Genomic DNA, 15,506 nt, shown 5'->3' with positions numbered 1-15,506 from the left:
TCAGCGCCCGTGGAAGGCGTCGCGCACCCTCGAGAACAGGCCGCCCTGCGCCTCGCGGTTGGACTCCGGCTGGTCCTCGCCCCGCAGTGCGGCCAGCTCGCGCATCAGCCGCTCCTGCTCGCCGTCGAGCTTGGTGGGGGTGACGACGTCGACGTGCACCACCAGGTTCCCCCGGCCGGTGGCCCGCAGCCGCGGCGCGCCATGGGCCCGGAGGGTGAGCACGCTGCCCGACTGCGTGCCCGGCGCGATGGCCAGCTCCTCCTCGCCGTCGAGGGTCTTGAGGTTCAGCGTGGTGCCCAGCGCCGCGGAGGTCATGGGCAGGGTGACGCGGCAGTGCAGGTCCTCGCCGTCGCGGGTGAAGACGTCGTGCGGGCGCTCGTGCACCTCGACGTAGAGGTCGCCGGCGGGGCCGCCGCCGGGGCCGACCTCGCCCTGGCCGGTCAGCCGGATGCGCATGCCGTCCTCGACGCCGGCGGGCACCTTGACCGAGATGGTCCGGCGGGCGCGCACGCGGCCGTCGCCGGCGCACTTGCCGCACGGCTCGGGGATGACCTGACCGGTACCCGAGCACGTCGGGCAGGGCCGGCTGGTCATGACCTGGCCGAGGAAGCTGCGCTGCACGCTCTGCACCTCGCCACGGCCCGAGCAGGTCGTGCACGTGGTGACGTGCGTGCCGGGCGCGGTGCCGGCGCCGGCGCACACGTCGCAGAGCACCGCCGTGTCGACGGTGAGCTCCTTGACGGTGCCGAACACCGCCTCGTCGAGCTCCAGCTCGACCGGGATGAGCGCGTCCCGGCCGGCGCGGGTGCGGCCACGCGGTCCGCGGGTGGTCGCGCCACCGAAGAAGGCGTCCATGATGTCGCCGAGCCCGCCGAAGCCGGCGCCGCCGAAGCCGTTGCCGCCCCCGCCGCCGGTGTCGAACGGATCGCCGCCGAGATCGACGATGCGGCGCTTCTCCGGGTCGGTCAGCGCCTCGTAGGCGCGGGTGACCTCCTGGAAGCGTTCCTTGGCCTCGGGGTCGGGGTTGACGTCGGGGTGGAGGTCCCTCGCCAGCCGCCGGTAGGCGCGCTTGATGTCGGAGTCGCTGGCCTCGCGGGCCAGGCCCAGGACGCCGAAGTAGTCGGTTGCCATCGAGAAGTTCGTCCTCAGCTCTCGGCCAGGAGCTGGCCGACGTAGCGGGCCACGGCGCGAACCGCGGCCATGTTCGTGGGGTAGTCCATGCGCGTCGGGCCGACGATCCCCAGCCCGCCCAGTGCCCGGTCCTGGGATCCGTAACCGACGGTGACCAGCGAGGCGCCGGTCAGTGCCTCGTGGGCGTTCTCCTCACCGATGCGCACCAGCACGGTGCCGGCCTCGACCTCGCTGATCAGACGCAGCACGACGACCTGCTCCTCCAGCGCCTCGAGGAGAGGGCTGACGGTGCCCTGGAAGTCCAGTGCGCTGCCGCGGGCGAGGTTCGCCGTCCCGCCGATGACCAGTCGGTCCTCGCCGGGCTCGACGAGGGTCTCCAGCAGGATCGCGCTCACCGTGGCGACCAGGCCGCGGAGGTGCTGCGGTGCGGTCTCCAGCAGGTCGGGCACCTTGTCGCCCGCCTCGGTGAGCTTCACCCCGGTGAAGGCGGAGTTCAGCAGCGTGCGGAGGTCTGCGACCGCACCGGCATCGATGTCGACCGGGCAGTCGACGACCCGCTGCTCGACCCGCCCGGTGTCGGTGATGAGCACGAGCATGAGTCGCGCGGCCGCCACCTGCACCACCTCGAGGTGGCGGACGGCGCTGCGCGACAGCGTCGGGTACTGCACGACCGCCACCTGCCGGGTCAGCTGGGCCAGCAGCCGGACGGTGCGGCCCAGGACGTCGTGCAGGTCGACGGCCCCGTCGAGGAACCGCTCGATCGCCCGTCGCTCGGCCACCGACAGCGGCTTGACCGCCGACAGCCGGTCGACGAAGAGCCGGTACCCCTTGTCGGTGGGCACCCGCCCGGCGCTGGTGTGCGGCTGGGTGATGTAGCCCTGCTCCTCGAGCACCGCCATGTCGTTGCGGATGGTGGCCGGGGAGACACCCAGGTCGTGCCGGTCGGCCAGCGCCTTGCTGCCCACCGGGTCGTTGGTCGAGACGTAGTCCTGGACGATTGCCCGGAGAACCTCCAGGCGGCGTTCGTCGTGCGCCACGAGACACCTCCCCGTACCGGTCGACCCGCCGCGCGGTGTCCAGGCGCGGTGCCCCACGGGACCGCGCCCGGGGACCGACACCTGCTGGCACTCGCACGGTCGGAGTGCCAGCCCAGCATACGTCCGCGGGGCTGCTCCGTCGCGTGGCTCGCGGCACCCCCGTGCCCGGTCCGAGGGGCGGCGGTGGGCACGACCGGCCGATAAGGTGGACGCCGTCGGCGCCCCGACGGACAGAGAGCGGAGACGGTCCCCTGATCTTCAAGGCGGTTCGAGACGGGCGGCCCTATCCCGATCACGGCTTGTCCCCCCGGGACTGGGCGATGATCCCGCCCCGGCAGGTGCGCATGGACACCCTGACGACGACCAAGCGGGAGCTGGCGCTCGACGCCCTGCTCGCCGACGACTCGACCTTCTACGGCGACCTGTTCCCCCACGCCGTCCAGTGGCACGGGGAGCTCTACCTCGAGGACGGGCTGCACCGGGCGCTGCGCGCCGCGCTGCAGCAGCGCAACGTGATGCACGTGCGGGTGCTGGACCTCGATGCGCTCAGCCCGGTCCAGGCGCCCAGGGGCCCCGCCACGGCCGCCATCCCCGCCCAGCCGCCGGTGCCCGGCCCGCGCTCGGTCTGACCCGCGGCCGGGCCGCCACCGGAGCCCAGCCGGCCGGTCAGCCCCGGTCGGTGCAGGCCACGCAGGAACCGGCGTACGGGCGCAGCTCCAGGCGCTCCTCGGGGATGCCGGCGCCGCAGTGCACGCAGGAGCCGTAGGTGCCGGCAGCGATCCGCTCCAGGGCCTGGTCGATCGCGGTGATGGTGTCGGAGAGCGACGCGCTGCGGCGGAGCGCGACGGGGTCGGGCACGGACTGGGCGCACTCCTCGAGCGCGGCCTCGCGCTGCTGGACGCAGTCGGCGCGCTGCTCCTCGAGCAGCGTGCGGAAGGCGTCCCATCGGGAGTCGCCGGTGGGGAGGTTCTGCGTGTGGAACGTGGTGGTCATGTGAAGTCCTCGGGGGTACGCGGAAAGACGCGGTCACCCGGTGGGTGCGCGTCAGGAAAGGGGTTCGGGAACTCGGGTGCGAGTCAGCCGACGGTCGGCGGGGCCCTGTCCTGGCTGCGACGGAGTACGTCGAGTCCGCGGAGCCCTCGGGCTCGGCGGTTCATCGCCAGGGCCAGCCGCATGCCACCCGACAGGGCGGGGACAGGGACGGGGACGGGGACACCCGGCGGGGAGCTCGCGGCCGCGGAGAACGTGCACACGTCCATCGTCGACCACCTCCAACCCCGCCCGGCGCCGTTGCCGGAAAACGCGAGCCTAGCCCAGAACCGCGCGTGCGTCGCGGACTTTGCCGCGGCGATCAGTCGGTGAGGTCGCGGACCAGGGCGTCGGCGAGCAGCCGGCCGGGATCGGTCAGGACGGCGCGGCCCCCGGCGTGCGCCGCCTCGTCGAGCAGCCCCCGGGCGACGGCGTCCGCGGCCCGGCGCCGACCGGTCTCCGACAGCAGATCGAGGGGCAGGCCCTCCCGGAGCCGCAGCCCGAGCATGATCGTCTCGAGCGCGCGGTCGTCGTCGTCGAGCTGCTCGGCGTCGGCGTGCGGACTCTCCCCGCGGGCCAGCCGGTCGGCGTAGGCGGCCGGGTGCTTGACGTTCCACCAGCGCAGCCCGCCGACGTGGCTGTGCGCGCCGGGGCCCACGCCCCACCAGTTGGCGTTGGCCCAGTAGAGCTCGTTGTGCCGGCACCGGGCGGCGTCCGACGTCGCCCAGTTGGACACCTCGTACCAGTCGAAGCCGGCGCGGCGCAGGGTCGTGTCGGCCTGCTCGTAGCGGTCGGCGAGCACGTCGTCGTCGGGCATGGGCAGCTCGCCACGGCTGATCCGCCGGGCCAGCCGGGTGCCGTCCTCGACGATGAGCGCGTAGGCGCTGACGTGGTCGACCGGGGAGGCGAGCACGGCGTCGAGCGAGGCCGCCCAGTCCGCGTCGGTCTCCCCCGGCGTGCCGTAGATGAGGTCGAGGTTGACGTGCTCGAACCCGGCGGCGCGCGCGTCGTGCGCGGCCTGCACCGCCCGGCCGGGTGTGTGCCGCCGGTCCAGCACGGCCAGGACGTGCTCGGCCGCGGACTGCATGCCGAGACTCACCCGGGTGAAGCCGGCCTCGCGCAGGCCGGACAGGTAGGCGAGGTCCACGGTCTCGGGGTTGGCCTCGGTGGTGACCTCGACGTCGGCGGCCACCGGGAAGATCCGGTGCACCTCGGCGAGCACGGCGGCCAGGTCGGCGGCCGGCAGCAGCGTCGGGGTGCCGCCGCCGACGAACACCGTCGAGACCGTCGGCAGGTCGGGGCCGAGGACGCGGGCCGCCCGGCGCAGCTCGTCGATCGCCGTCCCCGCGTACTCGGCGCGGTTGGCACCGGGCCCGAGCTCGTCGGAGGTGTAGGTGTTGAAGTCGCAGTAGCCGCACCGCGTCGCGCAGAAGGGCACGTGCACGTAGAGGCCGAACGGCGTGCCGGCCAGGCCTTCGCGGGCGGACCCGGGGAGCACGAGCGGCGGCACGGTGCGCTCGACGACGGGCAGGACGGTGTTCATCTGCTCCCAGTGTGCCGCGCCGGCGCCCGAGCGCGGCAGGATGCGGCTGTGACCCACGACCGAGTGATCCAGGTGTCCGTGTCCGCCGGCGTCGCGACGCTCACGCTGGACTCCCCCGAGAACCGCAACGCGCTGTCGAAGGCGCTGCGCGGGCAGCTCCGGACGGCACTCGAGGAAGCGCTCGCCGACGACGCCGTGCGGGTGGTCGTGCTCGACCACACCGGCCGGGTGTTCTGCTCGGGCATGGACCTCGCGGAGGCGGCGGGCGGCTCGTCGCAGGACCAGGGCGTCCACGAGTTCCCCGCCCTCTTGCAGCTCCTCTGGTCCTCCCCCAAGCCGGTCGTCGCCGTCGTCCGCGGGCCGGCCCGGGCCGGTGGGGTCGGCCTCGCCGCCGCGTGCGACGTCGTCGTCGCCGCGTCATCGGCCAGCTTCGCGTTCTCCGAGGTGCGGCTGGGCCTGGTGCCGGCCGTCATCTCCGCCGTCGTGCTGCCGCGGATGACGACGCACGTGGCGCACCGGCTGATGCTCACCGGCGAGGTGTTCGACGCCGCGACCGCCGCCGAGGGCGGGCTGGTCGACCTCGTGACCGCCGACGACGAGCTGGACACGGTGGTCGCCGGGCAGCTCACCGCCCTGGCCGCCGGTGCCCCGGGAGCGCTGGCCGAGACCAAGCGGCTGCTGCGCTCGCGCCAGCCCGACCTGCGGTTCGACGACCTGCTGACGCTCTCCGCCCGCTTCTTCGCGGGCGAAGAAGGGCAGGAAGGCATCGCGTCCTTCCGCGAGAAGCGCCCCGCCCGCTGGGTGCCGTCGGCCGACTGACCACCTGAGGACGGTCGGTCCCTGCCCAGGAGAGTGGGCAGAGACCGACCGCGCTCAGAGCACGTAGCTGGCGATCATCTGCCCGAGGTACCGGATGTCCGCGTTGCCCTTGAACTCGAGCCGGACCTTGCCCAACCCGCTGAACCAGAGGTCGAGTTCCGCGTCGAGATCGAAGGTTCCGGCCGTCTCGATGGAGAAGGCCTGCACCTTGCTGTACGGCAGGGAGGTGAAGTCCCTCTTCTTGCCGGTCATGCCCTGCACGTTGACGGCGATCAGCCGCTTGTTCGTGAACACCACGAAGTCACGCACCGCTTTGAAGCAGGCCACGATCTGCTCGTCCTGGATGAGCAGCGGGGCCACGGCGGGGCCGATGTCCTGCGGGTTCGCGACGCTGAGTTTGAACACTGAACCGTTCGAGAAGTCGATCACCCGCGCACGGTAGACGCAGAGATCCCCGCCTCCTGCCAGCGACGCGCGGGGGCATCGCTCAGCGCAGGCGGCGGGTGTTGTCCGGCAACCGAGCGGTGACGCCCCGGGCGTCCAGCCACTCCATCAGCGGAACGGCGACCCGGCGGCTGGTGCCCCACGCCTGCCGCGCCTGGCTCACGCTGAACGGCTGGGCCAGGTCGGCCAGCCGGGTGCGCGCGACCTCCGCGATGCCCGGGGCCAGGTAGACGCCCTCGGCGATGCGGACCAGCTGCCCGCTGCGCACGGCGGCCGCCAGCTCCCGCGACCCCAGGCCCGCGGCGGCTAGCTCGGGTGTCTCGGGTGCGGCGAACGGGTCGGCGGCCAGCCGGGCGCGGATCGAGTCGACCGCCCGCTGGACCTGCGGGGGCAGCTCCGCGGCGGAGTCGACCACCCGCCCGTCCCGGAGCACCAGCGGCGGCCGGACCAGCGCGGGCAGCAGCTCGACGTCGGGCAGGTCCAGGGCGCGGCGCACGACCTCGGCCGGCGGTCCCGGTTCCAGCGGGCGCAGCGCCCGGTAGCGGGTGACGACCCCGGGCACCCGGGCGGCCAGTTCCCCGGCGAGCCCGGGGGCGAGCAGCCACGGACCGTGCTCCCCGGCTCCCTCGGGAACCGGCCAGCCCATCGCCGTGAAATCGGTGGTGCGGACGATTTGCCGACGGGCGAGGTCTGCGGCCGCGCCCGCCGTTCCACCCGGCTGCGCGGCGAGCTCCGCGCCGCGCTGCCGGGCCGCCCCGCGGCGGCGCAGTGCCGGCGGGTCGACGTCGCGCACGTCGGCGCCGAGCACCCGGCGGGTCCCGGGCTCGCGCACGAGCACGCGGTCGCCGACGCGCAGCGGCAGCGCGGCCTCCAGCCGCAGGCGGACCACGGCGCCGTCGAGCGGGCGCAGCCGGGCGCCGACGGTCGCCGAACCGACGTGCACGACCGCTTCGGCGGGCAGCCGGTCCTCGACCGGGGCGACCAGCGACACGTCCACCTCGGCGGTGCTGCGGAAGGCACCCGGCGTCAGCAGCGCGTCCCCGCGGGAGATCTCCTCGACGGCGATGCCGCGCAGGTTGAGGGCGACGCGGGCGGTGGCCTGCGCCCGTTCGACCGCATGGCCCAGCGACTGCACACCCCGGACGACGACGTCCCGGTCCCCCAGCTGCAACCGGTCCTCCGGGGCGACCGAGCCTCCGGCGAGCGTGCCGGTGACGACCGTGCCCGCGCCCTTGATGGTGAACGCGCGGTCGATCCACAGCCGCACCGGCGCGGCCGGATCGGGTGCGGGCAGGTCCGCGAGCAGCCGCTCCAGGGCGGCGGTGAACGCCGGCATGCCCACCCCGGTCAGAGCGCTGACGGCGACCCCGGGCACCGCGCCCATCGACGTCGCCGTCAGCCGCTCGCGCACGTCGGCCAGCACGGGAGCGGGGTCGGCGAGATCGGCCTTGGTGACGGCGAGGAGCGCGTGCCGCACCCCCAGCGCATCCAGGACGGCGACGTGCTCGGCGGTCTGCGCCGACCACCCGTCGTCGGCCGCGACCACCAGCAGCGCGGCCGGGACCGGTCCGATCCCGGCGAGCATGTTGCCGATGAAGCGCTCGTGCCCGGGGACGTCGACCACGGCGACCGTGCGGCCGGACGGCAGCGCGGCCCAGGCGAACCCGAGGTCGATGGTGAGCCCGCGGCGCCGCTCCTCGGCCCAGCGGTCGGGCTCCATGCCGGTCAGCGCGCGCACCAGCGCGGACTTGCCGTGGTCGACGTGTCCCGCGGTGGCGATCACGTCCACTTCTCCGCCACCTCCAGCACCGCGTCGGCCAGCGCTCCGTCGTCGGCCGGCGACAGGCTCCGCAGGTTGAGCAGGGTGCGGCCGTCCTCCAGGTAGCCCACCACCGGCCGCTCTCCCAGGCGCAACGGCGCGGCGAACCCGGCGGGCAGGGACACCGCGACGCCGGCCAGCGGGTGCTCGGGCGCTCCTCCCCCGCCGACGCGGGCGGGTGCGTCCACGACGTCGGCGTCGATACCTGCCGCGGTGAGCCGTTCGAGCACGGCGCGGGCACGGGCCCGCAGCTCGTCCGGCCGGGCCGCCAGCAGCTGCTGCACCGGCGGCACCGGCCCGCGCAGCGTCGCCTCCAGCGCGGCCAGCGTCGTCTTGTCCACGCGGAGTGCCCGGTAGAGCGGGTGCCGGCGCAGCCGCTGGACGAGGTCGGTGCGGCCGAGGACGAGACCGGCCTGCGGACCGCCGAGCAGCTTGTCGCCGCTGGAGAGGACGAGGTCGGCGCCGGCCGCGAGGGTGGACTGGAGATCGGGCTCCTCGGGCAGGGCCGGGTGCGGCCGCAGCAGGCCGGAGCCGACGTCGGCCACGAGCGGGATACCCGTGCCGCTCAGCCCCCCGGCCAGTTCGCGCACCTCGACCGCCCGGGTGAAGCCGCGGACGACGAAGTTGGAGGGGTGCACCTTGAGCACCGCACCGGTGTCCGGACCCAGCACGCGGCGGTAGTCCTCCAGCGCGACGCGGTTCGTCGTCCCGACCTCGCGCAGCCGGGCGCCGGTGGCCTCCAGCAGCTCGGGGATCCGGAAGCCGTCGCCGATCTCGACCAGCTCACCCCGGGCGATGACGAGCTCGCGGCCCTGACCGAGCGCGGTGGCGACCAGCGCCAGCGCCGCGGCGCAGTTGTTCACCACGATCGCCGCCTCGGCAGCGGGCACGGCGTCGAGCAGCGCCCCGATCGCCGCCTCGCCGCGGGGCCCGCGCCGCCCGCTGGCGAGGTCCAGCTCGACGTCCGTGGTGCCGGCCGCGGCGGTGATGGCCTCGATCGCGGCCGGCGAGAGCGGCGCGCGGCCCAGGTTGGTGTGCACCAGCACGCCGGTCGCGTTGAGCACCGGCCGCAGGCTGCCGGCCGTCGGCGGCAGCGCGTCGAGGACGGCGCCGACCGCGTCGGCCGCGGGCAGCTCGGCCGCGCGGATCCGGCCCTGCACTCCGGCGATGGCGGCCTTGACCAGTTCGCGCCCCAGCCGCTCGACCGCCGCCTGCACGGCCGGCTCGGCGAGCAGCGCGTCGGTGCGGGGCACCGAGCGCCGCGGGTCGGCGGGAGCGGGCTGGTCGGGCATCGCACCGCAGCGTAGGCGGGCGGACGAAGTGGCGGAGGCGGACGGGAATCGAACCCGCCTGACCGAGGTACTCGGCCACGTCGGCTTTAGAGGCCGCGGGGGCCACCAGACACCCTGACGCCTCCGTCCCGCAGCCTACGTGCCCGCGCGAGCCGGAAACTGTCGGAGGTCGCTGCCAGCATCGCCCCCGTGAACCGCACCGAGTCCCGCTCCCCCGCGTTCCTGCCGCCGGTCACCCTCACGCCCGAGGAGGCGGCCGCCGTCGCCGTGGCGCTGGCCGCCCAGCCCGACGGCCCGTTCGCCGACGCCGGCCGCGAGGCGCTGGAGAAGGTGCTCGCGGTGCTCGAGCCCGACCCGCAGCGGCGTGCGGAGATCCGCGAGGCCGGCCGGCGGACCGGTGCCGGGCTGGGCCGCTCCGCCGCCGACCAGGAGTCGCGGTCGCGGCACCCTGCGGGACGCGCGCGCCCGCGGACGGAGCCCGCGCCGCCCCGGCTGGTCCTGCTGCCCGGCGGTCTGGCCTGACGAGCGGCCCTCCCCGGCGGTCAGGACTACCGTCAGGCGGCGTGACGATCGCACCGCCCGTCCGGCTCACCCAGTACGCCCACGGAGGCGGGTGCGCCTGCAAGATCCCGCCCGGTGAGCTGGAGGCGGTGGTGGCCGGGCTGACCGCTCGCGGCCCCGCCGATCCCGCGGCCGAACTCGTCATCGGGCTGGACGACGGCGACGACGCGGCCGTCGTCCGCATCGCCGGGGGCCAAGGCCTGGTGCTCACCACCGACTTCTTCACCCCGGTCGTCGACGACGCGTACACCTTCGGGCGGATCGCCGCGGCCAACGCCCTGTCCGACGTGTACGCCATGGGCGGCACCCCCGTGGTCGCCGTGAACCTGCTGGGCTGGCCGCGCGACGTGCTGCCCGCCGAGCTGGCCGCGGAGGTGCTGCGCGGCGGCCTGGAGGTGGCGCACGAGGCGGGCTGCCATGTCGGCGGCGGGCACTCCATCGACGACCCGGAGCCCAAGTACGGCATGGCCGTGACCGGCGTGGTCGACGTCGACCGGATCATCACCAACTCCGGCGCGGCGGCCGGCACCCCGCTGAGCCTGACCAAGCCGCTGGGCGTCGGCGTGCTGAACAGCCGGATGAAGGCGACCGGCGAGGTCTCCGAGGAAGCCGTCGCGTCGATGACCGCGCTCAACCGCGAGGCCGGGCAGGCCGCGGTGGCCGCCGGCATCCGGGCCGGCACCGACGTGACCGGGTTCGGGCTGCTCGGCCACCTCTACAAGATGGCGCGGGCCAGCGGCGTGACCGCCGTCGTCGATGCCGCGGCGGTGCCCTACCTGACCGGTGCCCGGGAGGCGCTGTCCGGCGGCTTCGTCTCCGGCGGCACCCGGCGCAACCTGGACTGGGTGCGCCCGTACACCGACCTGTCGGCCGTCTCCGAGGACGAGGCGCTGCTGCTGGCCGACGCGCAGACCTCCGGCGGGCTGCTGCTGGGCGGTGAGGTGCCCGGCGCGCCGGTCATCGGCGAGTTCGTGCCCCGCGGGGAGCACGTGGTGGTCATCCGCTGAGGGTCATCCCCAGAAGGCGCGGGCGGCCTCGACGGTGGCGGCTGCCTGCGCCCGGCCGGCGCGCGCCGAGGGCTCGCGGGTGGCCGGGTCGAGCACGTTGCTGCCGAAGGCCGCCAGCGACGCCTCGTCGGCGGTGACCACGTGCACCTCGGCGCCCTTCTCCTCCAGGACCTCGAGCTCGCGGTCCAGCCCGGGTCCGAGCAGACCGCCGGGCATGCCGCGGGTCGGGGTCACCACGAGGACCTTCTCGCAGCCCGCCGCGAGGTCGGCGTTGGTGACCGAGCGCATGCCGCCGTCCATCAGCCGCCGACCGTTCACGGTCACCGGCGGCCAGACACCCGGGACCGCGCAGCTGGCGGTCACGGCGTCCAGCAGCCGGACGCCCGAGGACCCGTCGAACGGCAGGAACTCGCCGTCCGCGGTGTCGACGGCGGTGATCACGAGCCTGCCCGCCGGCCACTCCGGGTCACCGATCCGGCCCTCGATGATGGCTCGCCGCTGCGCCTCCGGGACGGAGTCCACCGCGAGCGCGAGGGCGCCGAGGCGGGCCCGCGCGTCCTGCTCGCCGGTGTTGCCCTTCATCGCCTCGGCGAACGCCGCCATGGTCGAGACGCCGTCGAACTCGACCTTCAGCTCCCCGGTGGGCGGGAGGAGCTGGCGCTCGTAGAGCCCCTGCAGATCGCCGTCGAGGCGCAGCTGCGCGCCCACGACCGAGCCCGCCGACGTCCCGACGACGAGGTCCGCCTGCCGGACGTCCACGCCCTCGGCCGCCCAGCCGCTGAGCAGCCCGAGCTCCCAGGCGATGCCGGCGACGCCGCCGCCACCGAGAACGAGTGCACGTGTCGCCATCGCGAGAGCCCCTTGCGCCGAACGGGTGAGATCAGCGACAGGCTAGGGGGGCGGTCAACCACCCGCGTCGCTGGCCCGCGGCGGCTCGGTTAGCGTCCGGTCATGCTCGCTGCCTTCGTCTCGACGCCTGCCCCGAAGGACCCGCTCTCCGTCCTCGAGGTCGGTGAGCGCCCCGAGCCGGTGGTCCGCGACGGCTGGACGACCATCCAGGTCAAGGCCGTCTCCCTCAACCACCACGACCTGTTCAGCCTGCAGGGCATCGGCCTGCCGGCCGAGCGGATGCCCATGATCCTGGGCACCGACGCCGCCGGCATCGACGAGGACGGCAACGAGGTCGTCGTGCACGGCGTGATCGCCAGCCCCGACTGGATGGGCGACGAGACGCTGGACCCGAAGCGGTCGCTGCTGTCCGAGGTGCACCAGGGATCGATGGCCGAGCGGGTCGCCGTCCCCCGCCGGAACCTGCTGCCCAAGCCGGCCGACCTGTCCTTCGCCGAGGCCGCCTGCCTGCCCACGGCCTGGCTGACCGCCTACCGGATGCTGTTCGTCCGGTCGGGCCTGCGGCCCGGGCAGACCGTGCTGGTGCAGGGCGCCAGCGGCGGCGTGGCGACGGCGCTGATCGTCCTGGGCCGCGCCGCCGGCTACCGGATCTGGGTGACCGGCCGCAGCGAGGAGAAGCGCGCCGCCGCGCTCGCGCTGGGCGCCGAGCAGGCGTTCGAGAGCGGCGCCCGGCTGCCCGAGCGGGTGGACGGGGTCATGGAGACGGTCGGCAAGGCGACCTGGAGCCACAGCATCAAGTCGCTCAAGCCCGGCGGCGTGCTGGTGACCTCCGGCGCGACGACCGGCTACGACCCCGGCGCGGAGCTCAACCGGGTCTTCTTCACCCAGCTGTCGGTCGTCGGCTCGACGATGGGCACCAAGGACGAGCTCGAGGCGCTCATCCGGATGTGCGCCGTCACCGGCGTCCGCCCGATCATCGACGTCGAGCTGCCGCTCACCGAGGCGCGCGAGGGCTTCGCCCGCATGTCCGAGGGCCGCACCAACGGGAAGATCGTCTTCACGCTGTGAGTGCTGGGCTGCGTCGTCGGCTCAGTGCACGATCTTGAGCCCGACGACGCAGCCGATGAGCCCCATGATCAGCAGCACCTTCGCGAGCGACACCGGCTCGGTGCCGGTCGCCATCGCGTAGGCGACGGTGAGCGAGGCGCCGATGCCCACCCAGACCGCGTAGGCCGTGCCCACGGGCAGCTCGCGCATCGCGTACGCCAGGCCCACCATGCTCAGCACGACGGCGACGGCGAAGACGAGCGACGGGGTCAGCCGGGTGAACCCGGCCGACCGGCCCAGAGCCGTGGCCCACACCGCTTCGAGCATCCCGGACACGACGAGCACGGCCCACGCCACGGAGAACTCCTCTGGCGCCGTCTTGTCGCACACCGGGTACGGCACCCCTCGTCCGGGAGCCGGATGTCGGGCTCACCCCCAGCCTCTCAGGCGGTGGGAAGCCCTGCTGCCCGCAGCAGGGTCGGCTCCGTCACTCGCGGCATGCGCAGCAGCACCACAGCGGCGATCGCGGCCAGCGCGGCGGCGATCGCGGCGCCGGCGAAGACGGTGTGCAACTGGGTGAGCAGGGCGGCGTCGGTCGCGGCGTCGTAGGGGGCGCAGTCGGCCGGGGTCCGCGGGCACAGGTCGACCGGCGAGCCGATCGCATCGATCTCCGCGGTGAACCGCTGCAGCGCCACGGCGGTGAGCAGGGACAGGCCGGCCAGCATGCCGACGGTGCGGGCGACGACGGCGAGCGCGCTGGCGCTGCCGTGCACCTCGGCCCGGGTGACGCCGAGCAGCACGGTGTTGACGGGGGCGATCGCCAGGCCGAAGCCCAGGCCGGCGGCCAGCAGGACGACGGTGGAGGCCGCGCCGTCCAGCGAGCGCTCGTCCCACTGCGTCATCGCGAGGAAGGCCAGGGCGGTCAGCGCCATCCCGCCCGCGGCGATCCACCGCGGGGCGGCGAACCGGCACAGCCAGCCGCCGGCCACCGCGCCGACCGGAACGGCTACCAGGAGCCGCAGCAGCACGAGCGCTGCCCCCAGCTGGTCACCCGGTGTCGTCGTGGCGCGGGCGAACAGCGGGATGTCGACCAGTGCGGCCACCAGCGCCGCACCGACGAAGAGGTTCACCAGCAGCGCACCCCAGGCCCCGACCGGCCGCAGCGCGGCCAGCGGCAGCACGGGGTCCGACGCCCGCCGCTCGTGGACGACGAAGAGCACCGCGGCGACGGCGGCCAGGGGCAGCAGCACCCACCCGTAGGCGACCACCTGCTCCCCACCCTCGGCCGCGGCGAACGCCCACACCAGGCTGCCCAGCGCGACGACCGCGAGCGCCGACCCGACGACGTCGACCTCGCGGACCACCTGCCCGAGCCCGCGCAGCGGCAGAACGGCACGCTCCGGCGCGGCGAGACTGCGGACGACGAGCGCGACGCCGGCGATCCCGGCGGTGAGCACCAGCGGCGTCGTCCAGGCCAGCGCATCGACCAGGGGGACGTACAGCAGGCCGAGGGTGACGTCCTCCTCCAGCGCGGCGGGGGCACCCAGGTGCAGGGTCAGCGCGCCGAACGCCACCACGCCGAGCACCAGCCCGAGCAGGTCGGGACGCCGGCTGTGCCCGGTGACCAGCGCGCCGGCGGCCAGGCCCAGACCCAGCAGGAGGTTCAGCCAGAAGATCGCCCGCCAGTCCGCGAACGCGAGCACCGCGGCACCGGCCAGCGGCCCGAGGACCGCACCCGCCTCCTGCACCGCGCCGACGACGCCCAGCGGCATCGCCCGCCGCTCCGGGGACCACCGGTCGGCGACCAGCGCCAAGGTCGCCGGCACCAGCCCGCCGGCACCGACTCCCTGCAGGCCCCGGCCGATCACCGCCGGCCCCAGGTCGACCGCCGTCGCCGTGAGCAGCGAGCCGAACGCGAACAGCAGCAGGCAGCCGACCAGCACCGGCAGCCGGCCGCGCAGGTCGGCCAGCCGGCCCAGCAGCGGCAGCGTCGCGGTGTAGCCCAGCAGGAAGCCGCCGACGATCGGGGTGGCCCGCTGCAGCTCGTCCAGCGAGACGCCCACGCCGGCGAGGATGTCGGGCAGCGCGAGGACGACCACGTACGTGTCGGCCGCCGTGACGAGCACGGCCAGGGTCGCGAGGGCGACCAGCGGCAGCCCGGGGACCGGCGCGACGGCGGCCCCCGCCTGCTCAGTCGGTGGGCGGTGCGGTGATCTCGACATCGGCGCCGAAGTCGCTGAGCTCGACGATGAAGGTGGAGTCCTCGTCGCTGAAGAACGGCCCGGTCAGCTCGACGCGGCGCAGTTCGCCGGTCTCGGTCGCGATCGACAATTGCGCCTCCACCGGGCGGCTGGGGTCCTCGCTGGTGAGGATCTGCTCGACCAGGTCACCGGGCAGCTCAGCGGTCACCTCGCGGACCACCTCACCCCCCACCCGCCGCTCGTCGCCCAGCTCGGCGGAGTCGGCCTGCGCCAGCAGCTGGGAGATGCCCGTCTCGGGGTCGAGCAGCTCACCCGGGTCGCCGAACCCGAAGTCCGCGGGCTCGATGACGTCGAAGGACGAGGCGAACGGCAGCAGCGCGTACACGGTGCCGTCGACCGAGACGACGTCCAGGTCGAGGGTGTTGCCCGCGACGCGCACCTGCAGCGTGCCGTCGAAGGAGGCAGGGCGGGCGACCTCGCCCTCGCCCCCGACCAGCAGGGTGCCGGTGTCCGGCGCGCCCTCGCTGTCGAGCTCGAAGTGCACGGTCTCGGCGTCGTCGAGGGTGTTCTTGGCCCGCTCCAGCAGGTCCGCGGCCGACTCCTCCGGCTCGTCGCTCCCCCCGCAGCCGGCGAGCACGGGTCCGGCGAACAGGGTGCACGCGAGTGCTACCCCCGCGCGGCGCAACGACATGACGACCTCCCTGTGGCGGGCCTGCCCCCGGGCATC

Annotated in this window: 16 protein-coding genes, 1 tRNA gene and 1 riboswitch; of the genes, 5 read left to right on the top strand and 12 right to left on the bottom strand. The window is 74.8% G+C overall.

Annotation, left to right across the window (positions count from 1 at the left end):
• Entirely contained in the window at positions 1–1,131 is a 1,131-nt protein-coding gene (dnaJ, locus tag ACI793_RS08225) for a molecular chaperone DnaJ (RefSeq protein WP_456605886.1), read from the bottom strand.
• Between the two features lie 14 nt (positions 1,132–1,145).
• Entirely contained in the window at positions 1,146–2,168 is a 1,023-nt protein-coding gene (gene hrcA / locus ACI793_RS08220) for a heat-inducible transcriptional repressor HrcA (RefSeq protein ID WP_456605885.1), read from the bottom strand.
• A 35-nt stretch (positions 2,169–2,203) separates the two neighbouring features.
• Between hrcA and ACI793_RS08215 the strand changes: the two genes are divergently transcribed.
• A complete protein-coding gene (locus ACI793_RS08215; protein WP_456605884.1) occupies positions 2,204–2,797 on the top strand; it encodes a type II toxin-antitoxin system VapB family antitoxin in 594 nt (197 codons plus the stop codon).
• Between the two features lie 37 nt (positions 2,798–2,834).
• On the opposite strand, the gene ACI793_RS08210 is transcribed toward ACI793_RS08215, so the two are convergent.
• Together ACI793_RS08210 and hemW are read right to left on the bottom strand one after the other, a co-directional pair.
• Positions 2,835–3,161 (bottom strand): TraR/DksA family transcriptional regulator, encoded by a 327-nt coding sequence (locus ACI793_RS08210; RefSeq protein WP_456605883.1) that lies wholly within the window; start codon positions 3,159–3,161, stop codon positions 2,835–2,837.
• A 358-nt stretch (positions 3,162–3,519) separates the two neighbouring features.
• Entirely contained in the window at positions 3,520–4,797 is a 1,278-nt protein-coding gene (gene hemW, locus ACI793_RS08205) for a radical SAM family heme chaperone HemW (protein ID WP_456605882.1), read from the bottom strand.
• Here hemW and ACI793_RS08200 point away from each other — a divergent pair.
• Complete coding sequence (locus ACI793_RS08200; protein ID WP_456605881.1) at positions 4,789–5,559, top strand: enoyl-CoA hydratase-related protein; 771 nt, start codon at positions 4,789–4,791, stop codon at positions 5,557–5,559. The genes hemW and ACI793_RS08200 overlap by 9 nt on opposite strands.
• Positions 5,560–5,613: 54 nt before the next feature.
• On the opposite strand, the gene ACI793_RS08195 is transcribed toward ACI793_RS08200, so the two are convergent.
• From ACI793_RS08195 to ACI793_RS08180, 4 genes are all read right to left on the bottom strand, one after another.
• Complete coding sequence (locus ACI793_RS08195) at positions 5,614–5,988, bottom strand: PH domain-containing protein (protein WP_456605880.1); 375 nt, start codon at positions 5,986–5,988, stop codon at positions 5,614–5,616.
• 58 nt (positions 5,989–6,046) lie between these two features.
• Positions 6,047–7,786 (bottom strand): selenocysteine-specific translation elongation factor, encoded by a 1,740-nt coding sequence (gene selB / locus ACI793_RS08190; protein WP_456605879.1) that lies wholly within the window; start codon positions 7,784–7,786, stop codon positions 6,047–6,049.
• Positions 7,783–9,114: an L-seryl-tRNA(Sec) selenium transferase gene (gene selA / locus ACI793_RS08185; RefSeq protein ID WP_456605878.1), complete on the bottom strand. Its 1,332-nt coding sequence runs from the start codon at positions 9,112–9,114 to the stop codon at positions 7,783–7,785. The genes selB and selA overlap by 4 nt, the downstream gene beginning before the upstream one ends.
• A 29-nt stretch (positions 9,115–9,143) precedes the next feature.
• A tRNA-OTHER gene (locus tag ACI793_RS08180) sits at positions 9,144–9,239 on the bottom strand.
• Between the two features lie 64 nt (positions 9,240–9,303).
• Here ACI793_RS08180 and ACI793_RS08175 point away from each other — a divergent pair.
• Together ACI793_RS08175 and selD are read left to right on the top strand one after the other, a co-directional pair.
• Positions 9,304–9,636: a hypothetical protein gene (locus tag ACI793_RS08175; protein ID WP_456605877.1), complete on the top strand. Its 333-nt coding sequence runs from the start codon at positions 9,304–9,306 to the stop codon at positions 9,634–9,636.
• A gap of 41 nt (positions 9,637–9,677) precedes the next feature.
• Entirely contained in the window at positions 9,678–10,682 is a 1,005-nt protein-coding gene (selD, locus tag ACI793_RS08170; RefSeq protein WP_456605876.1) for a selenide, water dikinase SelD, read from the top strand.
• Between the two features lie 3 nt (positions 10,683–10,685).
• On the opposite strand, the gene ACI793_RS08165 is transcribed toward selD, so the two are convergent.
• Entirely contained in the window at positions 10,686–11,531 is an 846-nt protein-coding gene (locus ACI793_RS08165; RefSeq protein WP_456605875.1) for a patatin-like phospholipase family protein, read from the bottom strand.
• A 102-nt stretch (positions 11,532–11,633) separates the two neighbouring features.
• On the opposite strand from ACI793_RS08165, the gene ACI793_RS08160 reads away from it, so the two are divergent.
• Positions 11,634–12,599, top strand: coding sequence for a zinc-binding dehydrogenase (locus ACI793_RS08160; RefSeq protein WP_456605874.1), 966 nt, complete (start codon positions 11,634–11,636; stop codon positions 12,597–12,599).
• A 21-nt stretch (positions 12,600–12,620) separates the two neighbouring features.
• Here the strand turns inward: ACI793_RS08160 and ACI793_RS08155 are convergent, their stop codons facing one another.
• The 3 genes from ACI793_RS08155 to ACI793_RS08145 form a co-directional block, all read right to left on the bottom strand.
• The gene (locus ACI793_RS08155; protein WP_456605873.1) at positions 12,621–12,935 is read right to left on the bottom strand and encodes a DMT family transporter; all 315 of its coding nucleotides are present in this window, start codon (positions 12,933–12,935) and stop codon (positions 12,621–12,623) included.
• 11 nt (positions 12,936–12,946) lie between these two features.
• A riboswitch (guanidine-III (ykkC-III) riboswitch) is annotated at positions 12,947–13,012 on the bottom strand.
• 9 nt (positions 13,013–13,021) lie between these two features.
• Positions 13,022–14,800, bottom strand: coding sequence for an MFS transporter (locus ACI793_RS08150; RefSeq protein WP_456605872.1), 1,779 nt, complete (start codon positions 14,798–14,800; stop codon positions 13,022–13,024).
• The gene (locus tag ACI793_RS08145) at positions 14,769–15,470 is read right to left on the bottom strand and encodes an LppX_LprAFG lipoprotein (protein WP_456605871.1); all 702 of its coding nucleotides are present in this window, start codon (positions 15,468–15,470) and stop codon (positions 14,769–14,771) included. The genes ACI793_RS08150 and ACI793_RS08145 overlap by 32 nt, the downstream gene beginning before the upstream one ends.
• Positions 15,471–15,506 lie beyond the last annotated feature (36 nt).

It is taken from the genome of Blastococcus sp. SYSU DS0617, from assembly GCF_054051075.1.
This window is presented reverse-complemented; position numbering and strand designations above follow the sequence as displayed.

What these genes read in the sequence shown, in the direction of transcription:
- dnaJ (WP_456605886.1), bottom strand. Translation starts at nt 1,131, where the DNA reads ATGGCAACCGACTACTTCGGCGTCCTGGGCCTGGCCCGCGAGGCCAGC.
- ACI793_RS08210 (WP_456605883.1), bottom strand. Translation starts at nt 3,161, where the DNA reads ATGACCACCACGTTCCACACGCAGAACCTCCCCACCGGCGACTCCCGA.
- selA (WP_456605878.1), bottom strand. Translation starts at nt 9,114, where the DNA reads ATGCCCGACCAGCCCGCTCCCGCCGACCCGCGGCGCTCGGTGCCCCGC.
- ACI793_RS08165 (WP_456605875.1), bottom strand. Translation starts at nt 11,531, where the DNA reads ATGGCGACACGTGCACTCGTTCTCGGTGGCGGCGGCGTCGCCGGCATC.
- ACI793_RS08160 (WP_456605874.1), top strand. Translation starts at nt 11,634, where the DNA reads ATGCTCGCTGCCTTCGTCTCGACGCCTGCCCCGAAGGACCCGCTCTCC.
- ACI793_RS08150 (WP_456605872.1), bottom strand. Translation starts at nt 14,800, where the DNA reads ATGTCGAGATCACCGCACCGCCCACCGACTGAGCAGGCGGGGGCCGCC.
- ACI793_RS08145 (WP_456605871.1), bottom strand. Translation starts at nt 15,470, where the DNA reads ATGTCGTTGCGCCGCGCGGGGGTAGCACTCGCGTGCACCCTGTTCGCC.